The sequence below is a fragment of the Streptomyces sp. NPDC052114 genome (assembly GCF_040680155.1).
Lineage (GTDB): Bacteria > Actinomycetota > Actinomycetes > Streptomycetales > Streptomycetaceae > Streptomyces.
Genome location: NZ_JBFAWC010000029.1, coordinates 3,786 through 26,453 on the forward strand (window position 1 = coordinate 3,786; position 22,668 = coordinate 26,453).

A 22,668-nucleotide genomic window follows, 5' to 3' on the forward strand; every position below is an offset into this window, starting at 1 on the left:
GGAGAACATCAAGTCCGGTCAGCTGCCCGGCAACCAGAAATGGAAGCTGGAGAAGCGCCCGGACGGACTGACCCGCCCTCCACTCGTGCGCGGTCCTCGCTCGTACGGAACCGCTTCGGCTCCGCTAGCCGTTCCAGTCCGAGATCGTCCAGCCCATGGCCTTGCTGTTGTCGTCGCACTGCCAGGTGATGGCGCTCTTGTCGTTCTGCATGTCGACGAGGCACTCACCGGAACCGACGGCGACGATGCGGGTCAGTCCGTCCGGGCGCTTCTCCAGCTTCCATTTCTGGTTGCCGGGCAGCTGACCGGACTTGATGTTCTCCGGCGGCGCGTTGTAGATCTGCGCGATGTTCGTGTTGGCCTTCTGGTCCAGGACCTTGCCCGGGGCGTTGGCCGGCTCCAGGGAGTAGGTGTCGGACTCCGGGTAGTGGTGCAGGATCCAGTCCTGGTTCTTCCCGAACTTGTCCGTGAGGGCGGGGTTCTGCCCGACGTAGGTCTCGTCCCGCGTCTTGCCCTCCTTGACCTCCAGGTACCAGCCGCCGCCCTCGGCGCTGCGGATGGTGTGGGTCTTGGGGCCCTTGGGCTTGTCGTCCTGACCGCCGCCACCGCCACCACCGCCGCCCGGCTTGTCGTCCTGACCCGTCTCCGGCGGCGGTTCCTCCTTCTTCTCCTCCTTGGAGGCGCTCGGCGACGGGGTCGGCGCCTCCTTCATGCCGTCGCCCTGCGGGAGCTGCTGCTGCTTGCCCTGCTTCTCCCTGGCCGCCGTGGCCATGGTCGGCTTGTGCTGGAACCACACCACGGCGAACGCCACGAGCAGCGCGACGAGGATCGAGAGCACCGCCATCGCCCAGCGCGGGATCACCGACGGCTGGACGTAGGTGCCGCGCAGCTCCACCGGCTCGGGCACCCCGGCCCGGACCACGGAGACGGTGAAGGGGTGCTTGGTGGTGCCGCCGACCCAGCTGATCGCGCCGGGCTTGAGGTTCAGGTCCGCGAAGCCGGCGCGCCCGGGGGCGACCTGGACCGAGCCGGGCTCGGCCTCGACCTCCAGCTCCTCGCCGTTCTCCCGGCCCGAGAAGGAGGCCGTCAGCTGCTGGTTGCCGAGGTTGTCGACGGCCACCGACGCCTTGGCGCGCATGCGGCCGCGGACGATCAGCGGAAGCAGTTCGGTACGGAGCTCGGCGAACGGGCCCACGGTGACCTGGCCCTCGACGACGTCCGCCGCCTGCGGGGTCTCGCGGGGCCTGACCTGGACGCCGAAGGCGGTCGGGCCCGCCTGCGCGTCGGGCGTGCGCGGCGGCGCGAACTGCACCTCCGCGGTGCCCTCCGCGCCCGGGTACAGGCGCAGCACGTCGGGTTGTACGCGGGCCCAGCCCGCGGCCGCGCCGACGACCTGGAGGCGGTACTCCTCCACGGTGTCGCCGGTGTTGCGCACACGCAGCCGGACGCTCGCGCTGGAGCCCGGCTCGACGGTGGTCGCGGTCGGTTCGAGTGCGGTCCACATGTCGCTCATCGCCCCTTCACGCCGGGGTTGGTGACGCTTCCACCGACGAGTGCCTGCAGTGTCCTGCTGTCCGCGACGCCCGTGGCCGGCAGGCCGACGGACGCCTGATAGTCCTTGATGTGCGCAGCCGTGTTGCTGCTGTATCTCGCCGTGGTGGGCGGCGTGCGGCCGTTCTCGAAGTAGGAGACGCCGTGTTCGGCGTACGCGCGGTCGCGGGCCAGGTCGTCGTCGCTGATGCCGGCCTGCGAGGCCCACCAGAACGCCGCCTGGAGCTGCACGACCTCCCACGTGTCGGCGCCGGAGCGGACGTCGTCGGGGCGGATGCCCTGCGCCCACAGCGAGGTGAGCGTGGCGCGGCCGAGCTCTCCCTCGTCGTCCGTCGCGAAGATCTGCGCGGTGTTGTGGCCGGAGGTCTGGCCGGAGCGGATCACGGCCCTCTGGTAACAGATCAGCTTGTCCTCGGTCTTGGCGTCGATGACGCCGGGGGTGTAGTCGCCGGTGAGTGTGCACGGGTTCTTGGAGCCGAGGGCGGCGAGGCGGAGCTGGGCGTACTGGACGACGACGTCCGACGCGTAGCCGCGCTTCCACGGCGGTCCGGTGCGGGCGTCGTCACCGCCGCCCGGCTCGTCCTTCGTGGCGTCACCGCCGTCGTCGCCCCCGCCGTCGCGGGAGGTGCCGCCGCCTCCGGTGCCGCTTCTCTCCTCGCCGCCGCCGGCGCCCGTGCCGCCGTCGCCGCCGAGGTCGCCGCCGCCCGCCTTGTCCTTCGGGGGCGGCGGGGCGTCGGCGAGCTCGTCCTTGTCGCCGCCCTGCGGGGCCGGGTCGGGCGCGGCGGCCGCCATGTCCTCGCGCGCCGAGCCGTTGAGCTTGGGCGCGAAGGAGAACCAGAACACGACGAACGCGACGGCGAGGGCCGCGAGCACGCTGCCGAGGGTGAGCAGCCAGCGCGGCAGGACCGGGCGCTGGTCGAAGCTGCCCGGCAGTTCATGGGCGTTCTCGTCGCCGGAGCGGCGCACGGAGACGGTGAGCGGGTGCGGCTGCGCCTGCCCGGTCCACCGCACCTGCTGCGGGCGCACGGTGAGCCGTGCGAACACGGCGCGCCCCGGGGCCACCTGGATGCTGGTGGGGTCGGCGTCGAAGACCAGCCGGTCGGCGTCGTCGCGGGCGGTCAGCGTCGCGGTGAGCGGGGTGTTGCCGAGGTTGTCCACGGCGACCGAGGCCCGGCCGCGGAAGCGTCCGACGATGGTGGGCGGCAGCAGTTCGGCCCGGATCTGCGTGAAGGGCGTGACGGTGACCTGCCCCTCGACGACGTCGCGGGACTCGGGCTGTTCACGGGGCTCGACGCGGATGCCGAACGGCGTGGGGCCCGCCGGGACGTCCGGCGAGCGGGGCGGCGCGAAGGAGACCTCGGCGGTGCCCTCGCTGCCGGGGTAGAGCCGCAGGACGTCCGGCTCGACGCGGGACCAGCCCGCCGGGGCGCCGACCAGGGAAAGGCGGTACTCCTCGACCGTGTCGCCGGTGTTGCGCACACGGAGCCGCACGGTGGCACTGCCACCAGGATCAACGGTCACCGCGGCCGGGTCCAGGGAGTTCCACCACGTCATACGGGCACGGTAGGGGGTGCGCCCCCTGGTCTCCTTGTACGAAAGGGCGGCCTTGAGGGCAGCCCACGTTGCCCTCTCGGACCGCTCCCCAAACCTCCGCCGACGCTCAGCCGTGGGCCGGGAGCAGGGGTCTGGGCGCCCCGGGCCGCGCCTCCCACTGGGCGAGCAGCGCGGCGATGCCCGTGGCCTCCATGGCCCCGCGCCGGGCCATGACGCGGTGCGCGATCCGCAGGGCGCCTCTGGCCCGTTCCAGGTCGCCGAGGGCCAGCAGCGCCCGGCCGCGCGCGGCCATCGCGAGGGCGTGGCAGAACGCGTCGCCGAGCTCGCCCTCGACGGCCAGCGCGGCGTCCGCGCAGTCCAGGGCCTCGCCGGGCCGCTCCTGCGCCAGTTCGCAGTAGGCGAGCCTGGCCCAGCACAGCGCCTCCCAGCGGGGATTGCTGGAGCGCCCGTGCAGCCGTTGCGCCTCGCGCAGCAGATCCGCGGCCCCCGCCGCGCGGCCGTCCCTCAGGAGGGCGCAGCCCGCCTGGTAGAGGACGTGCGCGAGGGTGGACGTGCCCCCGGACCGGCGTGCCTGACGCACCGCGCGGGCCAGCGCGGCGTCCGCCTCCGTGCGCCGGCCGAGCGTGACGTACACGCGCGCCATGTGGGACAGGATGCGGATCCGGTCGCCGTGCCCGCCGAGCGCCCCGAACCGGTCGTAGGCCAGGCTCAATTGCTCCAGGGCCTCCTCGTGGCGGCCGGTGCCCATGAGGACGATGCCCAGTTCGTGGCTGCCCTCGGCGGCGATCAGCGGGTCACCGGCCGACTCGGCAAGGCGCAGGCTCTCGCGCAGCGCGCGCTCGGCCCTGCCGTAGGTCTCGGTGCCGAAGTGCGGGGTGCCGAGCAGGCGCAGCGCGCGGGCCGCGGCCTGGTCGTCGCCGTGCCGCCGGGCGGTCCGCAGGGCCAGTTCGGCCAGTGGCTCCAGGTCACGGTGGCGGGCGGTGCCGACCAGGAGGTGGGACCAGGCGGTGAGCAGGTCGACGACGGGGCGCAGCCCGGGCGGGCCGCCGCCGGGCGCGTCGGCCGCGTCCGTCGCGTCGGCGGTGTCCGGCAGGTGCTCCAGCGCCTTCTCCGCGGCCGCGTAGAGCCGGGAGTGCGCGACGACCAGCCAGTCGCGCGCGGCGGCCTCGTCCGGCAGGGCCTTGCCCGCGGAGGCGGGCCGGTGCAGCAGCTGGGGCAGCACGCTGTTCGGCTTCGTGCGGCGGATCGCGGTGATGACGGTGGCCAGCACGTAGTCGAGGAAGCGGAGGCGGGCGTCGGCGCGCTCGCGAGGGCTCTCCTCGCGCTCGCACTGGCGGCGCGCGAAGAGCCGCACCAGGTCGTGGAAGCGGTAGCGGTCCTCGCCGTGCGGCTCCATGAGACCCGCGTCGACCAGGCGCTCCACCGCGTACTCCGCCTCCTCCTCGCTCACGTCGAGGAGGGCGCCCGCGGCGCCCCGGCAGAACGAGGGCATGTAGCAGAGCGAGACCATCCGGAAGGCGTGGGCGAGGTCCGGTTCGAGGGCCTCGTAGCCGAGCCGGAAGGTCGCCTCGACGCCCAGGTCGTCCATCCGCAGCTCGTCCAGCCTGCGGTGCTCGTCGCGCAGCCGGGCCGCGAGGTCGGCGACGGAACGGCCGGGGCGCGCGGCCAGGCGGGCGGCGGCGATACGGACCGCGAGGGGCAGCCCGCCGCAGATGGCGACCAGTTCGCGGGCGGCGTCCGGTTCGGCGGCGACGCGCTCGGGTCCGGCCATGGCGGACAGCAGCCCCAGCGCCTGCGGCTCGTCCATCATCTCGACGTCGATCAGGCGCGCGCCGGGCAGCGCGATGGTCCGCGAGCGGCTGGTCACCAGGACCGCGCAGCCGGGCGCGCCGGGCAGCAGCGGCCGCACCTGGGCGGTGTCGCGCGCGTTGTCCAGGAGCACGAGCACGCGGCGCCCGGACAGGAGCGAGCGGTACAGGGCCGTCTGCTGGTCCAGGCCGTCGGGCACGGCGCTCTCGGGTACGCCGAGCGCGCGCAGGAACCCGGTGAGCGCGCTGCCGCTGTCCACGCCCGGCGCCGGGTCGGCGCCGCGCAGGTCCACGTACAGCTGTCCGTCGGGGAACTCTTCTCGTAAGGCGTGTGCGGCGTGCACGGCGAGCGCGGTCTTGCCGACGCCGCCGAGGCCGGTGAGCGTGGCGACGGCCATGGTGTCGCCGGACGAGGCGGCGTGCAGCGCCTCGGTCAGGAGCGCGACCTCCGCCTCGCGCCCGGCGAAGTCGGGCACGTCGGGCAGGAGTTGGGCGGGCGTGAGAAAGGGCGCGGGCCTGCGGGGTGCGGGCCCGGCGCGGCCCGGGGCCATGTCCATGGCGTACGGCGTCGGAGTCGCCCCGTCACCCGGCTCGCGCCGTACGGGGGTGTCCGGGCGTACGGGCATGAGCGGCCGTACGGATATCTCCGCGCCTACGGACGTCTCCGGACCCACGGGTGTCTCCGGGCGCGCCGGGGCGGCCTGCGGCGCCGCGAGGGTGCGGCGGCGCTGCTCGGCGACGCGCGGCTCGGGCGGGGCGGGGGCCGGGGTCCGCGCCGCCGCCGCGCCCGGCAGCGGAGCGCCCCTGAGCAACCCCTCGTACAGGACGGTGAGTTCCTTGCCGGGGTCGACGCCGAGTTCGGTGGCGAGGGTGCGGCGCGTGGCCTCGTACACGGCGAGGGCGTCCGCCTGGCGGCCGCCGCGGTGCAGGGCGAGCATCAGCAGGGCCTGGGCGCGTTCGCGCAGCGGGTGCTCGGCGGCGAAGACGCGCAGCGGCGCGGTGCTCTCGCCGTGGCAGCCCAGGTCGAGGGCGCAGGCGAAGAGTTCCTCCTGCGCGGTGACGGACAGCTCGGTGAGCCGGTCGCGCTGGCGTCCGGCGTACGGTCCGGGCAGACCGGCCAGCGGGGCGCCGTCGGACAGCGCGAGCGCCGCCGCCAACTCCGCGTGGGCGCGGGCGTGTTGACCGGTCTCACGCAGCCGTCGCGCCTCGGTGACGCGGTCCTCCAGCTCGCAGGCGTCCAGGGCGCCGCGCGGCGTCCGCAGGGCGTAGCCGTCGCCGGCCGACACCAGGAGGCGGGCGGGTTCGCGGGCGCGCCGGTCGGGTTCGAGGAGGGCGCGCAGCCGCGAGACGTACGTCCGCAGGGCGCCCACCGCGCGCGGCGGCGGCTCCTCGCCCCACAGCGCGTCCACCAGCTCCGACGCGGAGACCGGGTGGCCGCCGCGCAGCAGCAGTACGGCGAGGGTGGCGCGCTGCTGCGGGGGTCCGAGCGTGAGGGGCCGTCCGTCGCGCCAGGCGCGCATCGGCCCCAGGACCTGGAACCGCAGGGCACCGCCCGGCTCGCCCGGCCCGGCTCCCCTGCCGCCGTGCCGCTCCGGATCGCCGCCTGCGTCGCCCCGCATGGTCAGCCCGCGCCTCCTTGCCCCATCACTCACCCCGACCTGCCCGTTTGTACGGACCACGAAGGTCCGTACGCACCAAACGTTACGTCAGCACCAGCGGCACCGGCCGCACACGGGGAACATGCACCGGCATGTTGACCAGGTATTGACGACGTTCCACACCGATAGGCGACATATACGCCACCGAACGTTCACATTCAGCCGGATGGGACGGCGTGCTCCACTCCCGTGGCCGAAGGGGCAGTCGGCTCTGCCCTCCGTCAAGCCCGTACGCCTCTGGGGCACCGCCACCGCGGCGGTGAGGATGGTCCGGGGACCAACAGGTCAAGCGGCCCACCGGGGGGAGTTTCCGTCAAGCCTTCAACCGACCGGCACCTCGACGCCGGACGCGACCTCCCGGCGGCGGCGCGTCCGGAGCGGGCGACGGGCTCCCCCTCCCCGGGCCTCCTCCCCTGTGGCCCCGCCCCCTCCACCGCCCGTGCCGTCACGGACGTGGACCCCGCACAACGCACCTGACCTGCCTGGTCCGGACCCGCCCGCGCCACCGCCGGTGGCCGAACGGGCAGCTCCCTCTGCCCTCCACTGCGTCCGCCCGTCTCTACTCGCCGGTTCGTCCATGGGACATCGTCGGGTGGGTACGACGGCGCGCGGTCCCGCCGGCGCGCGGCCCCACGGCCTGTCCTCCCGAGGAGAACCAAGAAAATGCCTAACTACCTGTCCCCCGGCGTCTACATCGAGGAAGTCGCCAGCGGTTCACGCCCGATCGAGGGCGTCGGAACCTCCGTGGCGGCCTTCGTCGGTCTGGCGCCGCACGGACCGCTCAACGAGCCCACGCTGGTGACCAACTGGTCCCAGTACGTGGCCGCGTTCGGCGAGTTCACGGACGGGTACTACCTGGCGCACTCCGTGTACGGCTTCTTCAACAACGGCGGCTCCGCCGCCTACGTCGTCCGGGTCGGCGGCACCGACGGCAGCGAGCCGGCCGCGCCCGCCGCCGAGGCGCCCAAGCAGCTGACCGCCGGCGAGCCGGTGGCGCTCGGCGGCTACAAGGTCGCCGCCATCACCGCGGGCAGCACGAACGGCGGGGCGCTCACCGTCGAGGTGCAGGACGGCGAGGGCGAGGGCGCCGCCGACCGCTTCAAGCTGATCGTCAAGGACGGCGAGAAGGTCGTCGAGAGCTTCGACGTCAGCTCGAAGAAGACGGCCCGCAACTACGTCGTCACCCAGGTCAAGCAGCGCTCCAAGGCGATCGTCCTGGAGGAGGCCGCCGCCGGCGGCACGGTGGCCAAGCCCGACGCGCAGTCCGTGACGCTCGCGCCGCCCGCGCCCGCCGCCCCGGCCGTGCCCGCCTCGAACGGCGCCGTGGCCCACGTCGAGACCGCCCAGTTCATCGGCGACTCCGCCGACCGCACCGGCTTCGGCGGCCTGGAGGCCCTCGACGAGGTCAACATGGTCGCGGTGCCCGACCTGATGGGCGCCTACCAGCAGGGCCTCATCGACGCGGAGCAGGTCAAGGCGGTCCAGCTCGGCCTCATCTCGCACTGCGAGCTGATGGGCGACCGGATGGCGATCATCGACCCGCCGCCGTCGCTCAACGCCCGCCAGGTGCGCCAGTGGCGCCAGGAGCTCGCGGGCTACGACTCGCGCTACGCCGCGCTCTACTACCCCTGGATCAAGTCCTTCGACCCGGCCACCGGCCAGGCCGTGACCGTCCCGCCGTCCGGCCACATGGCCGGCATCTGGGCGCGCAACGACGCCGAGCGCGGTGTGCACAAGGCGCCCGCCAACGAGATCGTGCGCGGCGCCGTCGACCTGGACCTCCAGATCACGCGCGGCGAGCAGGACCTGCTCAACCCGATCGGCGTGAACTGCATCCGCGCCTTCCCCGGCCGGGGCATCCGGGTCTGGGGCGCGCGGACGATGGCGTCCGACCCGGCCTGGCGCTACCTGAACGTGCGCCGCTACTTCAACTACCTCGAAGAGTCGATCCTCATCGGCACCCAGTGGGTCGTCTTCGAGCCGAACGACCACGCCCTGTGGGCACGCATCCGGCGCAACGTCTCGGCGTTCCTGGTCAACGAGTGGCGCTCGGGCGCCCTGTTCGGCCAGCGCCCCGAGGACGCGTTCTACGTCAAGTGCGACGAGGAGACCAACCCGCCGGAGTCGGTCGACGTCGGCCGGGTCGTCTGCGAGATCGGCATCGCGCCGGTCAAGCCGGCCGAGTTCGTGGTGTTCCGTCTCGCGCAGTTCTCCGGCGGGGGCGGCGAGCTGGAGGAGTAGCCGAGAGGCGGGGGCCGGCCCCAGGGCCGGCCCCGACCGCCCGAACCCGCACGCAATCGCAGTAACAAGCAGCAGCAGTACAGGAGAGAACTCCCTTGTCCCTTCAGCCCGGTGATGCGCTCACTACACACAACTTCGGCCTCCAGATCGACGGCGTGATGGTCGAGTACCTGCAGGAGGTCAGCGGCCTGTCCATGGAGCAGGACGTCATCGAGTACCAGCAGGTCTCGGCGGACGGCAAGCCCGTCGTGAAGAAGATGCCCGGCGTGAAGAAGGCCGGCGAGTGCACGGTCACGCGCGGCATGACGCAGAGCCCCGTCTTCAGCGAGTGGATCAACAAGTCCATTCAGGGCGACATGGGTTCGGCGCGCAAGAACGCCACGATCATGATGATGGACTACCAGAACAACCCGGTGAAGCGGTACAACCTCCGCAACGCCTGGTGCAGCAAGGTGGAGACCAGCGGGGTCAAGGCGGGCGACGCCGCCGCGCTGACCGAGCAGGTCACCATCGTCTTCGAAGAGCTGGTCATCGAGTAATGCGGCGCGAAGGCCCGGCGGGGGCGAGTGCCGCGGGTACGCCCGGCACGGCGGCGGCGCGCGAACCGCTGCGCACGGAGTTCGAGTTCGAGCTGCCTCGTGGGTACGTCGACGAGTCCGGCACCGTGCACCGCAACGGCGCGATGCGGCTGGCGACGGCCCGCGACGAACTGGTGCCGCTGCGGGACGTGCGGGTCCGCGAGAACCCCGCCTATCTGTCGGTCGTGCTGCTGGGCCGGGTCATCACCCGGCTCGGCACGCTCGGCACCGTCCACGACGGCACGGTGGAGAACATGTTCGCCTCCGACCTGGCCTTCCTCCAGGACTTCTACCGGCAGATCAACGCCGAGGGGCACACGCGGGCGGCCGTCGCCTGCCCGCACTGCGAGGAGTCCTTCGAGGTGGAGCTGGCCGGGAGCCGCCTGGGGGAATCGTGACGTACGCCGCCGACCGCATCGAGGAGGAAGTCGCGTACCTCGCCTACCACTTCCACTGGGGCATGGACGACATCCTCGACCTCGAACACGCGGACCGGCGCGCGTACGTGTCCCGGACCGCCACGTTGGTGGAGCAGGCGGAGGCGGCGAGGCAGTGAGGCGCCGGGGCGTTGGGTCCGTGGATCCGGGGGTCGGCGGATCGGCAGGTCGGTGTGCAGCTGAGTCGAGGTAAGTGATGGGTCTGTTCAGGTGGCGGCGGGGGCCGCGGGAGGACGCTGCCGCGCCGAGCGCGGCGGAGTCGGCGCGGGCCGACGCGGGCGCCGGTGCCGGAAGCGGCACCGACGCCGGCGACGGGACCGCCGCCCCCGGGCGGGGCGGTGACGGCGGCTGGGCCGCCGCGCCGCCGGTCCAGCGCGTCCTCGCGGCACCGCGCACGGTCGCCGAACGCGGCTTCGGCTCGACGCTCGCCACGCACCAGAACCCGTCCTTCGGCGGTGAGCTGGGCCACGCGGTGCGTTCCTCGGCCCCCGGCGGCCTGCTGCGCGACGTCCTCACCCCGGTCGCCGGCCGCCCCGGCAGCCTCGACCTGCCCTCGCTGCGGCTGCCCGTGCGGGGCGTGGCGGAGACCACCGGCGCGGACGCGGAGGGCGACGCCGCCCTGCCGCGACCGCGGTTCGGGCAGTCCGCTCGGGGTGCGTCGGCTCCGGGCGCGGACGTCCAGCGGTCGGGCTCGCGCGCTCCTCGGAGCGGCGGGTCGCCTCGCGGTGCCTCGGGTGCGCGGACCACCTCCGGTCCGGTGGGCGGCGAGCCGGGCGCGTCGACCGCGGCGCCGGGGACGGGTGTCCAGCGGGCGCCCGCGTCCCAGGGGGGCGCCAAGGATTCCCCCGCGACGGAGGCGGCGCGGGACTCGGGCGTGCGACGCCCCGCGCCGGGTACGGCGGCGTCCGCGCCCAGTCCATCGAGTACGCCGAGTACACCCAGTTCATCGAGTACATCCAGTCCATCAAGTGCGCCGAGTGCACCTGGTGGGTCTCGTGCGTCGAAATCCGCTGACAGTGCGTCACCCTTGGTGCCCGCGACCGGTGTTCAGCGCTCGGCCGCTTCCAGCGGTGGTACGCGGCCCACGGTGGGCCGGGAGGTCGAGGCCCCCGGGCAGCCCGGCGACGGTGCGGACCGGCCCGCTCGTGGCACGTCGACTCCGCCTTCCGTGCCCGGTGTTCGGCGTGCGGCCGCTTCCCGTGGCGGTACGAGCCCTGCCGCACCGGGCCCGGAGGCGTCCCGCCCCGCGCAGGGCGCCGCTCTCCCTCCGACGGCCGGGGTGCAGCGCTCGACCGCGGCCAGTGGTGGCACGCGGCCCACCGCGGGCCGAGGCGGTGACGTCGGCACGACGCCGGACACCGGAGCGGACAGCCCCTCCCCCCGCACGTCGACTCCGCCCGATGCACCGGCCGTTCAGCGCTCCTCCGCCGCTCCGAGCAGCGGTACGCGCCCCGCGTCGAAGCCCGTGGGCGACGCGAGCGACACGGGCAGGACGCCGAGCCGCACGTCGGGCCCGGACGCGCCCCGCCCCTCGCGCGGTGCGTCGACTCCGCCTGCCCGGAGCGGTGTTCCGCGCTCCGCCGCGCCCAGCGGTACGACGCCCTCTCCGGCGGCCGCCACGGGCGCCGGGCCCGGCGCCCCCGCCGACCGGCCCGTCCAGCGTGCGACCAGGTCCGGCGGACAGCCGCCCCGTACGCGTACACAGCCGGACTCCTCCACGCAGTCGGCCGCGGAGCCCACCGCCCCCCTCACCGGCGCCCGCAAGGCCCCCACGACGCACCAGGGCACGCCCGCCGACACCGGCACCACGAGCCCCGGCGCCGACACCCCGTCCGCGCCCGGCCCTGCGGGAACCCCGGCCCGGCAACGGCCGACGGGCACGCCCGGCCGGCCGGCCGCGCCGAACGCCACCACGGGAAACCCCACGTCCGGCGCCACCGCGCCCGGCGCCACCGGCACCCCGCCCGTGCAGCGCAAGGCCACCGCCCCCGCCGAGAGCGCCGGTACGCCGCCGCCCGGTACCCGGACCGCCCCGGCTCCCGCCCCCGCCCCCGCCCCCGCACCCACGACGGCCGCCGCGCCCGCCAAGGCCCCCGTGCCCACCGGCACCCCCGACCGCACCGCGCCCCTGACCGGCTCTCGCGGCGCGGTGTCGTCCGACTGCGTCGTGCCCGTCGTGCAGCGGTCGCGGGCCGGGCGCTCCCCGCTCGTGTCCGCGAAGCCCGCCGTCGTGCCGGAGCGGCAGCTCTTCCCCGTGGGGACCAGGCGTCCGGCGCCGTCCCCCGCCGCGGCCGACGGCGCCGCGCCCGCCCCGGCCCCGACCTCAGGACCGGGCACGCCGAGCCCTCGTACCGGCTCGCTGCCCGCCCCGGACGCCCCCTCCGGCGTCCGGACCACCGACGTCCCTGGTCCGGTGCCCCCCACCGGACCAGGGGCTGCCGACCCCGCCGCTGTGCGGGCGGGCTCCCCCGTCCAGCCCGTACAGCGGCGGCCTCTCGTACGCCGGGTCCGGCGCGCGCCGGACGGCGCCGCCACGCCGACCGGCAGGCCCCGCACCGGACTCGGCGAGCCCCTCAGCCAGGCGCCCACGCCCCCGGCGGCCCCCGCGCCGCAGGGCACCCCGCGCTCGACGCCGATCGGCGCGCCGGTCACGCCCCTCCAGCGGGCCGTACCCGGCGAGCCCCAGGCACCCGCCACGGCGAAGGCGCCCACCGTGCCTCCGGCACCTCCGACGCCCGAGCTCGCCCTCCGGCCGGAGCCCGAGCCGCAGCCCGAGCCCGCCCGCGCGCAGGAAGCCCGGCCGCGGGCGAAGGCGGCCGCGCCCCAGGCGAAGGCGCAGGGACCGGCCCGGCCGCTGCCCGTCGTCCCGGTCAACCGCCGTCTCGCACCCGGCGGTTATCACCCCGAGCCCGCCTCCGGCACGGCCGCCGCGAGCCCCCGCCCCCTGACGCCGTCCCGAGGCCTCGCGGCCCGGACCCAGGCGGCCAACGACGCGGGAGCGCCCCGGACGACCGGCGCGGGCGCACCCGCCCGAGCGGCGGCAGCGGCAGCGGCGACGCCCGCTGCCCTGCCCGCACCGGCGCCCACACCCGTCCCGCTCCAGCGGTCCTCCGCCGCCGCCCGGCCCCCGCGCGGCGGCGGCCCGTCCGCGGGGTCCGCCGCCCCCGTCGTCGTACCTCTCTCCCCGCCCGGCCCCCGGGCGTCCCACCGCATGCCGACACCCGCGCCGATACCCGCGGCCGTGCCGCCCGCCGCTCCGCTGCGCACCGTGCGCCGCGCCCGGCCCCCGGCACCGGCGCAGACCGCCGCCCCGGCTCCGGCCGCGCCGCCGCCCGCCGTCCAGCGGCAGACGGCCGCCGCACCGCCCGCGGCGGCTCCGGCCGCACCCGCCCCGGCGGCCCCGGCCCGCACCACGGTCGCCAGGACCCCCGCACCGGCCGAGGCGCCCGCCCCGGCCGCCGACGCGCCGGCCGCCAGATCCGCCCCCGCCTCCGAGTCCAGCCCCTCCGAGCTCGACGAGCTCGCCCGCCGGCTGCTCGCCCCGCTCTCCCGGCTGCTGCGCGCGGAACTGCGCAGCGACCGCGAGCGCATCGGCAGGCTCCGCGACCACGGCCGCTGACCCCCGCCCACCGCCACCACTGGAACGAACCCGGAAGAGAACCCATGCCCTCGACCCTGGACCCAGGCTCGACCGTCTTCTTCAAGCTCACCATCGACGGCCAGGACCTCGGTCTGTTCAACGGCTGCGACGGGCTCTCCTCCGAGGTGGAGGTGGAGCAACGGCAGGAAGGCGGCAACAACGGATTCGTCTGGCAGCTGCCCACCCGCGTGACCTTCTCCACCATCCGTCTCACCCGGCCGCTGACCGCCGACACCTCCCGCGTGGCCGCGTGGATCTCGTCCATCGCGACCGGGATCCAGCGGCCCACCGCGCAGATCGCCGCGCTGCGCGCGGACGGGTCGATCGTCGCGCAGTGGGGGCTCGTCGAGGTGCTGCCCGTGCGCTGGCAGGGGCCGAGCCTGAGCCCGGACAGCCCCTCCGTGGCGACCGAGACGCTGGAGATCGCGCACCACGGCTTCACCGACGCCGGAGGTGCCTGAGATGGCCGCGCCGACCGGAGGCAAGGCGGGCGCCAGCCTGGTGCGCGCCGCGCTCGCCATCCACCAGCCGCCCACCGACCTCGGCGGCTCGATGGGCGGGCGGATCGGAGAGGTGGAGTTCCAGTTCAACCCGACGCAGCTGCAGATGGCGCGGTCGGCCGAGTGGCGCACCCAGCCGGCGGTCGCCTACACGCGCGGCGCCCCGCCGAAGTTCACCGGGTCCGTGCCCGCCACGCTCCAGCTGGAGGTCTTCCTCGACTCCTCCGGCACCCCCAACTCGGGCAAGGTGCAGAAGCAGGTGGAACTGCTCCTGTCCTGCTGCGAGGTGACACCGCAGAGCGTCACCACCAAGCGGCCCTCGCCGCCCTGGGTGCGGTTCTCCTGGGGGTCGTTCAACACCGTGCAGTTCGTGGCGTACGTGACGAGCGTCAGCGCCACGTACACGCTCTTCAATCCGACCGGCGAGCCGATCCGTGCCACCTGCGCGCTCTCGCTCACCGAGGTCGCGATGCCCACCAAGGGCCAGAACCCGACGTCCGGCGCGCTCTCGGCGCGCCGGGTGCACCGCACCGTCGCCGGTGACTCGCTGGCCTCGCTGGCGTGGCGCGAGTACGGCGACGCCACCCGCTGGCGGCTGATCGCCGAGGCCAACGACATCGACGACCCGATGCGGCTGAGACCCGGCACCGAACTGCTGCTGCCCGCCGCCGACGAGACCCGCCCCGCGCACGTGGAGTCCTGATGAGTGAGAAGACGTACACGAGCGTCCTGCACGCCGAGATCGGCGGTTCCCGCCTGCCCGACAAGCTGGCCGTGCTGCTCGTCGAGGGCTGGGTGGACTCCAGCGTGAACGTGCCGTCCGCGTTCCAGCTGACCTTCGTCGACAGCGGCGGCGACATCCTGGAGAAGTTCCCGCAGATCAAGGTGGGCGCCAAGGCGGTGCTCAGCCCGTTCACCGACGGCGTGCGCGGCAAGCCCATGCTGACGGGCGAGGTGACCGCCCTGGAGGTGGACGCGGACGGCGGCGGCAAGCAGCTGGTCGTGCGCGGTTACGACCCCGGGCACCGGCTGATGCGCAACCGCCGCGTGCAGGGCTACCCGAACATGACGGCCTCCGACATCGTGCGCCGCATCGCCGGTCTCAACAGCCTCAAACTCGGCAAGATCGACTCCACTCCCACGGTCTACGAGCTGGCCACGCAGCCGAACATCACCGACTGGGACTTCCTGTCCCGGCTCGCCCAGGAGAACGACACCCACCTGTCGTTCGACGAGAAGGGCAAGCTCTGCTTCGCCAAGCTCGCCCCGGCCGCCGGCGCGCCGTCCGACACGACGCCCGCCGCGCAGAGTCCCTACGTCCTGGAGTTCGGGCACAACGCGCTGCACAGCCGGGTCTCGGTGACCTCCGCCGGGCAGGTCGACTCGGCCGGGGCGCGCGGCTGGGACATGCGGGCCAAGCGGGCGCTGTCCGCGAAGTCGCCCGCCGTGACCAGCAAGGACATCGTCGCGGACATCACGCCCGCGCAGCTCTCGAAGCCGTTCGGCAAGGCCGAGCTGACCAGCACGCAGACGCCGTACACCACGCAGGCCCAGGTCACGCATGCCGCGCGGTCGCTGGCGGACGACGTGTCGGGCTCCTTCGCGGAGATCGAGGTCGCGGTCACCGGCAACCCGGACCTGCGGCCGGGGCAGCCGGTGGCGCTGAAGGGGGCGGGCTTCCCGTTCGAGGGCAAGTACACGGCGACCGGCGTGCGGCACCTCTTCGAGTCGGGGCGGCAGTTCACGACCTGGCTGACGGTCTCGGGGCGGCAGTTCCGCTCGCTGTACGGGCTCGCCTCGGGCGGCTCGGACGCCGCGCCGCCGATGCCGGGCGTCGCCATGGCGCTGGTGAGCAACGCCAAGGACCCGCTCAAGATGCACCGCGTCAAGCTGCGCTTCCCGTGGCTCTCGGACACCTACGAGAGCGACTGGTGCCGCATCGCGCAGCTCGGCGGGGTGCGCGGCGGCGGCCTGATGATGCCCGAGGTGGGCGACGAGGTGCTCGTCGCCTTCGACCGGGGGTCCCTGGAGCACCCGTACGTGCTGGCCGGGCTGTACAACGGCAGGGACAAGCCGACGCCCAACACGGACGGGCTGCAGCCGATCGACCCGACCAGCGGGCGCGTCAACTGGCGTTCGGTGTCCTCGCGCAGCGGCCACACCATGGAGCTCGTCGACGCCAAGTCCCGCATGAAGAGCGGCATCCGGCTGCAGACGGGCAACGGCCGGCTGACCGTCCACATGGACGAGACGAAGACCAGCGTGACCATCCGCAGCGACGGCACCGTGTCCATCTCCGGCAGCCGCAACGTCAGCATCAGGGCGGGCGGCAACCTGTCGCTGACCGCGGGCGGTTCGCTCACCATGAGCGCCGGCGGGATGGTCGACATCAAGGCGGGCGCGAAGTTCGGGGTGAACGCGGGCGGCATGGCGGACATCAACGCGACCGGCGCCGTCAGCGTCAAGGCGGCCGGTGCCGTCGGGCTGACCGCGGCGGGCGCGGTCACCCTCAACGCGGCCGGCGCGCTCACCGCCACGGCGGTCGGCCCGGCGGCCGTCAGCTCGGCGGCCACGGTCACGCTGACGGCACCGGCCGTGCTGCGCAACGGCCTGCCCTTCTAGGCGGCCTGAGGGAGTTGAGCGACATGCGTCTCAAGGGGAGCACCGGACATGAGTGAACAGTTCGTCGGCGCGGGCTGGACGTTTCCGCTGCGCATCGACGCGGGCGGCGGCATCGCGCTGGCGCGGCGCGAGCGCGAGATCGACGAGTCGATCCGGCTCGTGCTCGCCACCGCGCCGGGCGAGCGGCCGATGCGGCCCGAGTTCGGCTGCGCCGTCCACGACCTGGTGTTCGCGCCGGTCAACGAGGCGACGGCGGGCCGGATCCGGTACGAGGTGCGCTCCTCGCTGGACCGCTGGGAGCCGCGCATCGAGGTCCTGGACGTCGAGGTCACCCCGGCGCCCGACGACCCGTCCGTCCTGTTCATCGACGTGAGCTACACCGTGCGCGGCACCAACAACCCGCGCAGTCTCGTCTTTCCCTTCTACGTGATCCCGTCCACGGAATCAGAGAGCGGAGTCTGAAGTCCGATGGCCCTGCCCGCACCCCACCTCGACGACCGGCGCTTCCAGCAGTTCGTCGACGACGCCAAGCGCCACATCCAGCAGCGCTGCCCGGAGTGGACCGATCACAACGTCTCCGACCCGGGCGTCACCCTCGTCGAGGCGGTCGCGCACATGGCTGACCAGGTCGTCTACCGCCTCAACCGCGTGCCGGAGAAGAACCATCTGGCCTTCCTCGACCTGCTCGGCGTCACGCTCTTCCCGCCGTCATCGGCCCGCGCGGACGTCACGTTCTGGCTCTCCGCGCCGCAGCCCGAGCCGGTCGTCCTGCCCGCGGGCACGGAGGTGGCGACCAGCCGCACGGAGACCGAGGAGGCGGTGGCCTTCGCGACCGAGGCGGACCTGACGGTGGTGCCCTGCGAGCTGGCGGCCGTGCTGCGGCAGGAGTCCGGCGGCACTCCGCAGGACTGCGGGCAGGACATCTTCGGCGGCAACGACGTGTCGGTGTTCGGGGCGTCCCCGCGGCCCGGCGACACCCTCCTGTTCGGGCTGAGCGCCGCGGTGCCGCGGTGCGCCGCCGTCCTCCAGCTCGACAGCCGCGTCGACGGCGTGGGCGTCGACCCGCGTCAGCCGCCGCTGGTGTGGGAGGCGTGGACCGCGGACGGCTGGACCATGTGCGAGGTGGCGGAGGACACCACCGGTGGCCTCAACCGGCCCGGCGAGGTCATCCTGCACATCCCGGCCGGGCACCTCGTCTCGCGCATCGGGCGGCAGGACGCGGGCTGGGTGCGCTGCCGGGTGGTGGAGGCGGCGCCGGGCCAGCCGTTCTACAGTTCCTCGCCGACCGTGCGGTCCTCGTCCGCGTTCACCATCGGCGGCACGACGACCGTCTCGCACGCCGACGTCGTGCGCGACGAACTCCTCGGCGACTCCTCGGGCGTGCCCGGTCAGCGGGTCCGTCTGGCGCACGCGCCGGTGGTCGCGGACCGGCCGCCGCTGATCCTGGAGATCGCGGAGAACCCCGAGGGTCTCGACGACTCCGAGGGCTCCGGTGACGGCGAGGGCTCGGGTGACGGCCGGGGCGGGTCGGGCTGGGTGCGCTGGGAGGTCGTGGACAACTTCGCGTCCTCCGGACCGCACGACCGTCATGTGACGCTCGACGCGGCGACCGGCGAGCTCGCCTTCGGGCCCGCCGTGCGCGAACCGGACGGCTCCCTGCGGCAGTTCGGCGCGGTGCCCGCCAAGGGCGCGGCCATCCGCGCGACCCGCTACCGCACCGGCGGCGGCCGCACCGGCAATGTGGCCCGGGGCGCCATCCAGGTCCTGCGCAGCTCCATTCCCTACGTCGCCCGTGTGGAGAACCGCGAGGCGGCGCGCGGCGGGGTGGACGGCGAGACGGTGCAGGAGGCCAAGGTCCGCGCGCCGATCGCGCTGCGTGCGCAGGAGCGGGCGGTCACCGCGCGCGACTACGAGGAGCTGGCCAGGCGGGCGGCGCCGGAGACGGCCCGCATCCACTGCCTGGCCGCGGACGCCGCGGAGGCGGGCGAGAACGCGGTGCGGGTCCTGGTCGTGCCGCAGGCGGTGCCCGACCGGGGCGGCCGGCTGCGCTTCGAGCAGCTCGTCCCGGGCGAGGAACTGCTCTCCCGCGTCACCGACTTCCTCGACGAGCGCCGCCCGATCGGCACCCGGCTCGCGGTCGGCCCGCCCTTCTACCAGGGCGTCACGGTCGTCGCCACGCTCCACTCCTTCCGTGCCGCGCAGGCGGAGCGCGTACGGGCCGAGGCCCTGGACGCCCTCTACGCCTACCTGGACCCGCTGACCGGCGGGGCGCACGGCGAGGGCTGGCCGTTCGGGCGTCCGCTGCGGGCCGGCGAGATCTTCGCGGCGCTGCAACGGGTGCCGGGCGTGGAACTGGTCGACGAGGTGCTCCTGCACCCGGCCGACCCGCTGACGGCCCGGCGCGGCGACGCCACGGACCGCATCGAACTCGGCCCGTCCGCGCTGCTGTTCCCCTTCGACCACCGCGTCCGCGTCATCGAGGCACGATGACGGAGCCGACCGCACGGAGCGCCGTGCAGACGACGAAGACCCTCAAGTCACCGATGTCACCGATGTCCTTCTCGAAGGCCGCGTCGTCGGCGCCGATGCCCACGTCCCGGGGCTCGCTGCCGGCACTGGCGTCCGCCCATCCGCTCGGCGATTCGCTGCCCGGCGTCTTCGCGGACGACGACTTCGTGCAGCGCTTCGTCTCCGGCCTGGACGTCGTGCTCGCGCCCGTCTTCACCGTCCTGGACTGCCTGGAGGCGTACTTCACGCCCGCCCTCGCGCCCGAGGACTTCGTCGACTGGCTGACGGACTGGGTCGGCACGGAGCTCGACGGCACCGAGCCGGTGGTGGTGCGCCGCCACGCGGTGGGCTCCGCCGTCGCCCTGCACCGCGTCCGCGGCACCCTGCGCGGACTGTCCGCCGCCGTCGAACTCGCCTTCGGCGTACGCCCGGAGATCACCGAGAGCGGCGGCGCGGCCTGGTCCGCCCGTCCGCTCGGCGCCTTCCCCGGAAACCCGCGTCCCGCGCTGCACGTCGCGCTGCGCGTGCGCGACCCGGCGTCGGTGGACCAGCACCGTCTGCGGTCCGTCGTCGCCGCCGCCCGTCCCGCCCACCTCCCCTTCACGGCCGAGGTGACCACCACGCCTTCCCCTGAAGGAACCTAGAGATGCCTGAGCAGCCCGACACCCACGACAGCCGCGGCGCCCACGACCAGCCGCGCTCCTCGTCCGCCACTCCCCCGTGCCCCGAGTGCGGCACCCCGACCCGTCAGCACGGCCAGTCCTTCTGCGACTCGTGCGGCGCCTTCATGCGCTGGGACACCCCGGCGGGACCGACGCACGGGGCGGAGGGCGGGTCGAACTCCGCGCCCGGCACGGGTGGTCCGAGCCCTGCGGCTCCCGGCGCCGACGCCGCGCCCGAGCCCGGCGGGGCGGGGGCCGGAGCTGGTGCCCCGTACGGCGCGCCGGTCCCGCCGCGCCCCCAGGCCGCGGCCACCCCCGACCTGCCGGGCGCCGCCCAGCAGGGTCCGGTGCCCGGTGCCACGGACACCACCGTGCCGCTGCCCTCGGGTCCGCCCGCGCAGCCGGCCGGTGCCGACTCCCCGGCCCGGCCCGCCTCCTCGCCCTCGTCCTCCTCCGACACCGCGATCCGTTCGCTGCTGGTGCCGGTGCCGGACGCCGAGCCCGTCGCGCCGCCCGGGGCACCCGGCAGCGTCCTGCCGGGCAGGCCGGAGGCCGCGCGGCCCCGCGTCCGGCAGGCCGCCGCCCCCGCCGACCCCGAGTACGGCGTGCCGTGCCCGAGCTGCGGATCGCCCAACGCGCCCCGCCGCCACTTCTGCCGCAGCTGCGCGAACCCGCTCAAGGACGCCGTCGCCCAGAACGCCGAGGGCCCCTACGCCGGTCAGCGGCCCCGGCTGCACCGCGACCGCACCCGGTGGATCGCCCGCGCCGTGGGCATCGCGGTGGTCGCGGGCCTGATCGTCGGCGGGATCTTCGGCGGTCCCCCGGCCGCGCGGGCCGTGCAGGACCACTTCGCCAAGCGGGTGCCCGTGCACCCCACGAAGTTCAGCGCCTCGCACGCCGCGCCGAAGCAGCCCGCCAAGCTCGCCTTCGACGGCTACTCCAACACCTGGTGGGGGACGGGCTACGCGGGCGACTCGGCCGGGCAGTGGCTGCAGGCCGACTTCGGCCAGCCCACCGACCTGCTCAACCTGCTGATCACGCCCGGCACCTCGGGGCGCAGCGCGCAGGCCGCCGAGCAGGCCCGGCCCATGGAGTTCGACCTGGTGGTCAACGACTCCGCGGGCAAGGAGCACATCATGAAGCGCCGGATCAACGACGGCGGTGTGCAGAAGGTCGACGTGCGCGTGCGCGACGCGGTCAGCGCCCGGCTGATCGTGCGCTCGGCGTACGGCGCGGGCAAGGACCGCCAGGTGGCCATCGCAGAGCTGGAGTACTTCGGCCGGTCGACCCAGTAGGGCCGGACCGCCGCACCGGGGGAGGCAACGTCACGCACGCCGCGTGACGTTGCCTCCCCCGCTCCATGAGGGGAGTGGCCGCCGGGCACCGGAGGGGTGAGCCCGGCGGCCACGATCCGGGGCCGTCCGTCGAGCCGGGACGGCGCGGTCAGGAGAGCTGCGACTGCACCTGCGAGGAGATCAGCTCCAGGTGGTCGAGGTCGGTCAGGTCCAGGAACTGCAGGTAGACGCGGCTCGCGCCGATCTCCTCATACCTCCCGATCTTGTCGACGACCTCGGCCGGGGATCCGGCGAGGCCATTGGCCTTGAGCTCGTCCACGTCACGGCCGATCGCCGCCGCGCGCCGGGCGACCTCCGCGTCGTCCTTGCCGACGCAGATGACCAGCGCGCTGGAGTACACCAGGTCGCCGCCCTTGCGTCCGGCCTCCTCGGCGGCGGCACGGACCCGGCCGAACTGCCGCTCGCTGTCCTCGATCGAGGCGAACGGGATGTTGAACTCATCGGCGAACTGCGCGGCCAGGCGCGGGGTGCGCTTGGCGCCGTGGCCGCCGATGAGCACCGGGACCTTGGCCTGCGCGGGCTTGGGCAGGGCCGGCGAGTCGGTGAGCCGGTAGTGCGTGCCGTCGTGGCTGAAGGTCTTGCCGACCTCCGTCGACCACAGGCCCGTGACGATCTCCAGCTGCTCTTCCAGGCGGGCGAACTTCTCCTTGGGGAAGGGGATGCCGTATGCCTTGTGCTCGTCCTCGAACCAGCCCGCGCCCAGGCCCAGTTCGACCCGGCCGCCCGACATCTGGTCGACCTGCGCCACCTGGATGGCCAGCACGCCCGGCAGCCGGAAGGTGCCGGCGGTCATGAGCGTGCCCAGCCTGATCCGCTGGGTCTCGCGCGCCAGACCGGCCAGCGTGATCCACGCGTCCGTGGGACCGGGCAGTCCGTCGGCGGAACCCATCCGGAGGTAGTGGTCCGACCGGAAGAAGGCGTCGAAGCCGAGGTCCTCGGTGGCCTTGGCGACGGTGAGCAGGGTGTCGTAGGTGGCCCCTTGCTGGGGCTCCGTGAAGATTCGAAGATCCATGTCGCCATCCTGCACGCTCGAACGCCCGTCAACCCCACCGGTCCCGCCGATCCCCCGCCACCCCGGTCGGGTGAAAATCCGTCAACACGGCGACCGGCGCCGTCCCGGCCCAGTGACCCCGCACGTCGGGTGATCGTTGGCCGGGGCGGAGCCGGACCGCCCGGCACCCGCGCCGGCGGCCCATGCCGGTGCGCCGCCTGCATCAACTGCTCTCCCCCACGGGGAGGGCGAGGGCCGAGGAGGCCGTCATGTCCCAGGAAGCCGTGCCCGAGCAGGAGGCCGCGCACGATTCGCCCGTGCCTGCCCAGCAGGGTGCACCCAAGGGCCTGCTGCAGCAGATGGAGGAGTTGATGGCAGCGCTCAACGCGGATCTGACCCAACTGGACGCCGATCTTCAGCAGTCCGCGTCCCCCGGAGGCGCGCCCTCGTCGACCGGCGCGTCGACCGCCCCGTCCACCGGCGTCGCCTCGACCGGCGCCACATCCACGGGCACGCGTCCGCAGAGCGGCGACGAGACCGGCCGCCTCTGACGGCGGACGCGC

Annotated in this window: 18 protein-coding genes; 13 read left to right on the plus strand and 5 right to left on the minus strand. The window is 74.6% G+C overall.

The features are described from left to right. Positions 1-124: 124 nt before the first annotated feature. From AB0L89_RS38445 to AB0L89_RS38455, 3 genes are all read right to left on the minus strand, one after another. Positions 125-1,513, minus strand: a complete 1,389-nt coding sequence (locus tag AB0L89_RS38445; protein WP_365152145.1) for a hydrogenase expression protein — start codon at positions 1,511-1,513, stop codon at positions 125-127. Then, on the minus strand, positions 1,510-3,105 hold the full coding sequence (locus AB0L89_RS38450; RefSeq protein ID WP_365152147.1) for a peptidoglycan-binding protein: 1,596 nt from the start codon (positions 3,103-3,105) through the stop codon (positions 1,510-1,512). The genes AB0L89_RS38445 and AB0L89_RS38450 overlap by 4 nt, the downstream gene beginning before the upstream one ends. Positions 3,106-3,211: 106 nt before the next feature. After that, entirely contained in the window at positions 3,212-6,532 is a 3,321-nt protein-coding gene (locus AB0L89_RS38455) for a BTAD domain-containing putative transcriptional regulator (RefSeq protein ID WP_365152149.1), read from the minus strand. A gap of 702 nt (positions 6,533-7,234) precedes the next feature. Between AB0L89_RS38455 and AB0L89_RS38460 the strand changes: the two genes are divergently transcribed. From AB0L89_RS38460 to AB0L89_RS38475, 4 genes are all read left to right on the plus strand, one after another. Beyond that, the gene (locus AB0L89_RS38460; protein WP_365152151.1) at positions 7,235-8,812 is read left to right on the plus strand and encodes a phage tail sheath subtilisin-like domain-containing protein; all 1,578 of its coding nucleotides are present in this window, start codon (positions 7,235-7,237) and stop codon (positions 8,810-8,812) included. Between the two features lie 95 nt (positions 8,813-8,907). Beyond that, a complete protein-coding gene (locus tag AB0L89_RS38465) occupies positions 8,908-9,351 on the plus strand; it encodes a phage tail protein (protein ID WP_055569989.1) in 444 nt (147 codons plus the stop codon). Then, positions 9,351-9,788 (plus strand): hypothetical protein, encoded by a 438-nt coding sequence (locus AB0L89_RS38470; RefSeq protein ID WP_365152154.1) that lies wholly within the window; start codon positions 9,351-9,353, stop codon positions 9,786-9,788. Before AB0L89_RS38465 ends, AB0L89_RS38470 begins: the two co-directional genes overlap by 1 nt. Continuing rightward, positions 9,785-9,946 carry a DUF6760 family protein gene (locus AB0L89_RS38475; protein WP_167357846.1) on the plus strand — a complete coding sequence of 54 codons (162 nt, stop codon included), beginning with the start codon at positions 9,785-9,787 and terminating at the stop codon, positions 9,944-9,946. The genes AB0L89_RS38470 and AB0L89_RS38475 overlap by 4 nt, the downstream gene beginning before the upstream one ends. A 1,294-nt stretch (positions 9,947-11,240) precedes the next feature. Here the strand turns inward: AB0L89_RS38475 and AB0L89_RS38480 are convergent. Next, positions 11,241-11,804, minus strand: coding sequence for a hypothetical protein (locus AB0L89_RS38480; RefSeq protein WP_365152156.1), 564 nt, complete (start codon positions 11,802-11,804; stop codon positions 11,241-11,243). Between AB0L89_RS38480 and AB0L89_RS38485 the strand changes: the two genes are divergently transcribed. The 8 genes from AB0L89_RS38485 (at position 11,794) to AB0L89_RS38520 (ending at position 21,054) form a co-directional block, all read left to right on the plus strand. Beyond that, positions 11,794-13,446, plus strand: a complete 1,653-nt coding sequence (locus AB0L89_RS38485) for a hypothetical protein (RefSeq protein WP_365152158.1) — start codon at positions 11,794-11,796, stop codon at positions 13,444-13,446. The genes AB0L89_RS38480 and AB0L89_RS38485 overlap by 11 nt on opposite strands. Positions 13,447-13,490: 44 nt before the next feature. Beyond that, positions 13,491-13,928 (plus strand): phage tail protein, encoded by a 438-nt coding sequence (locus AB0L89_RS38490; protein ID WP_365152160.1) that lies wholly within the window; start codon positions 13,491-13,493, stop codon positions 13,926-13,928. Between the two features lies 1 nt (position 13,929). Further along, positions 13,930-14,670 (plus strand): LysM peptidoglycan-binding domain-containing protein, encoded by a 741-nt coding sequence (locus tag AB0L89_RS38495; RefSeq protein WP_365152162.1) that lies wholly within the window; start codon positions 13,930-13,932, stop codon positions 14,668-14,670. Beyond that, complete coding sequence (locus AB0L89_RS38500; RefSeq protein ID WP_365152164.1) at positions 14,670-16,589, plus strand: VgrG-related protein; 1,920 nt, start codon at positions 14,670-14,672, stop codon at positions 16,587-16,589. The genes AB0L89_RS38495 and AB0L89_RS38500 overlap by 1 nt, the downstream gene beginning before the upstream one ends. Positions 16,590-16,637: 48 nt before the next feature. Next, complete coding sequence (locus AB0L89_RS38505) at positions 16,638-17,051, plus strand: GPW/gp25 family protein (RefSeq protein WP_365152166.1); 414 nt, start codon at positions 16,638-16,640, stop codon at positions 17,049-17,051. Positions 17,052-17,057: 6 nt separating this feature from the next. After that, entirely contained in the window at positions 17,058-19,079 is a 2,022-nt protein-coding gene (locus tag AB0L89_RS38510) for a putative baseplate assembly protein (protein WP_365152168.1), read from the plus strand. 95 nt (positions 19,080-19,174) lie between these two features. Further along, positions 19,175-19,741 (plus strand): phage tail protein, encoded by a 567-nt coding sequence (locus tag AB0L89_RS38515; RefSeq protein ID WP_365152271.1) that lies wholly within the window; start codon positions 19,175-19,177, stop codon positions 19,739-19,741. Positions 19,742-19,743: 2 nt separating this feature from the next. Then, the gene (locus AB0L89_RS38520; RefSeq protein ID WP_365152170.1) at positions 19,744-21,054 is read left to right on the plus strand and encodes a zinc ribbon domain-containing protein; all 1,311 of its coding nucleotides are present in this window, start codon (positions 19,744-19,746) and stop codon (positions 21,052-21,054) included. Between the two features lie 148 nt (positions 21,055-21,202). Here AB0L89_RS38520 and AB0L89_RS38525 read toward each other — a convergent pair whose 3' ends face one another. Next, the gene (locus AB0L89_RS38525; protein WP_365152172.1) at positions 21,203-22,126 is read right to left on the minus strand and encodes an LLM class F420-dependent oxidoreductase; all 924 of its coding nucleotides are present in this window, start codon (positions 22,124-22,126) and stop codon (positions 21,203-21,205) included. A gap of 248 nt (positions 22,127-22,374) precedes the next feature. On the opposite strand from AB0L89_RS38525, the gene AB0L89_RS38530 reads away from it, so the two are divergent. After that, positions 22,375-22,656, plus strand: a complete 282-nt coding sequence (locus AB0L89_RS38530; RefSeq protein WP_365152276.1) for a hypothetical protein — start codon at positions 22,375-22,377, stop codon at positions 22,654-22,656. Positions 22,657-22,668 lie beyond the last annotated feature (12 nt).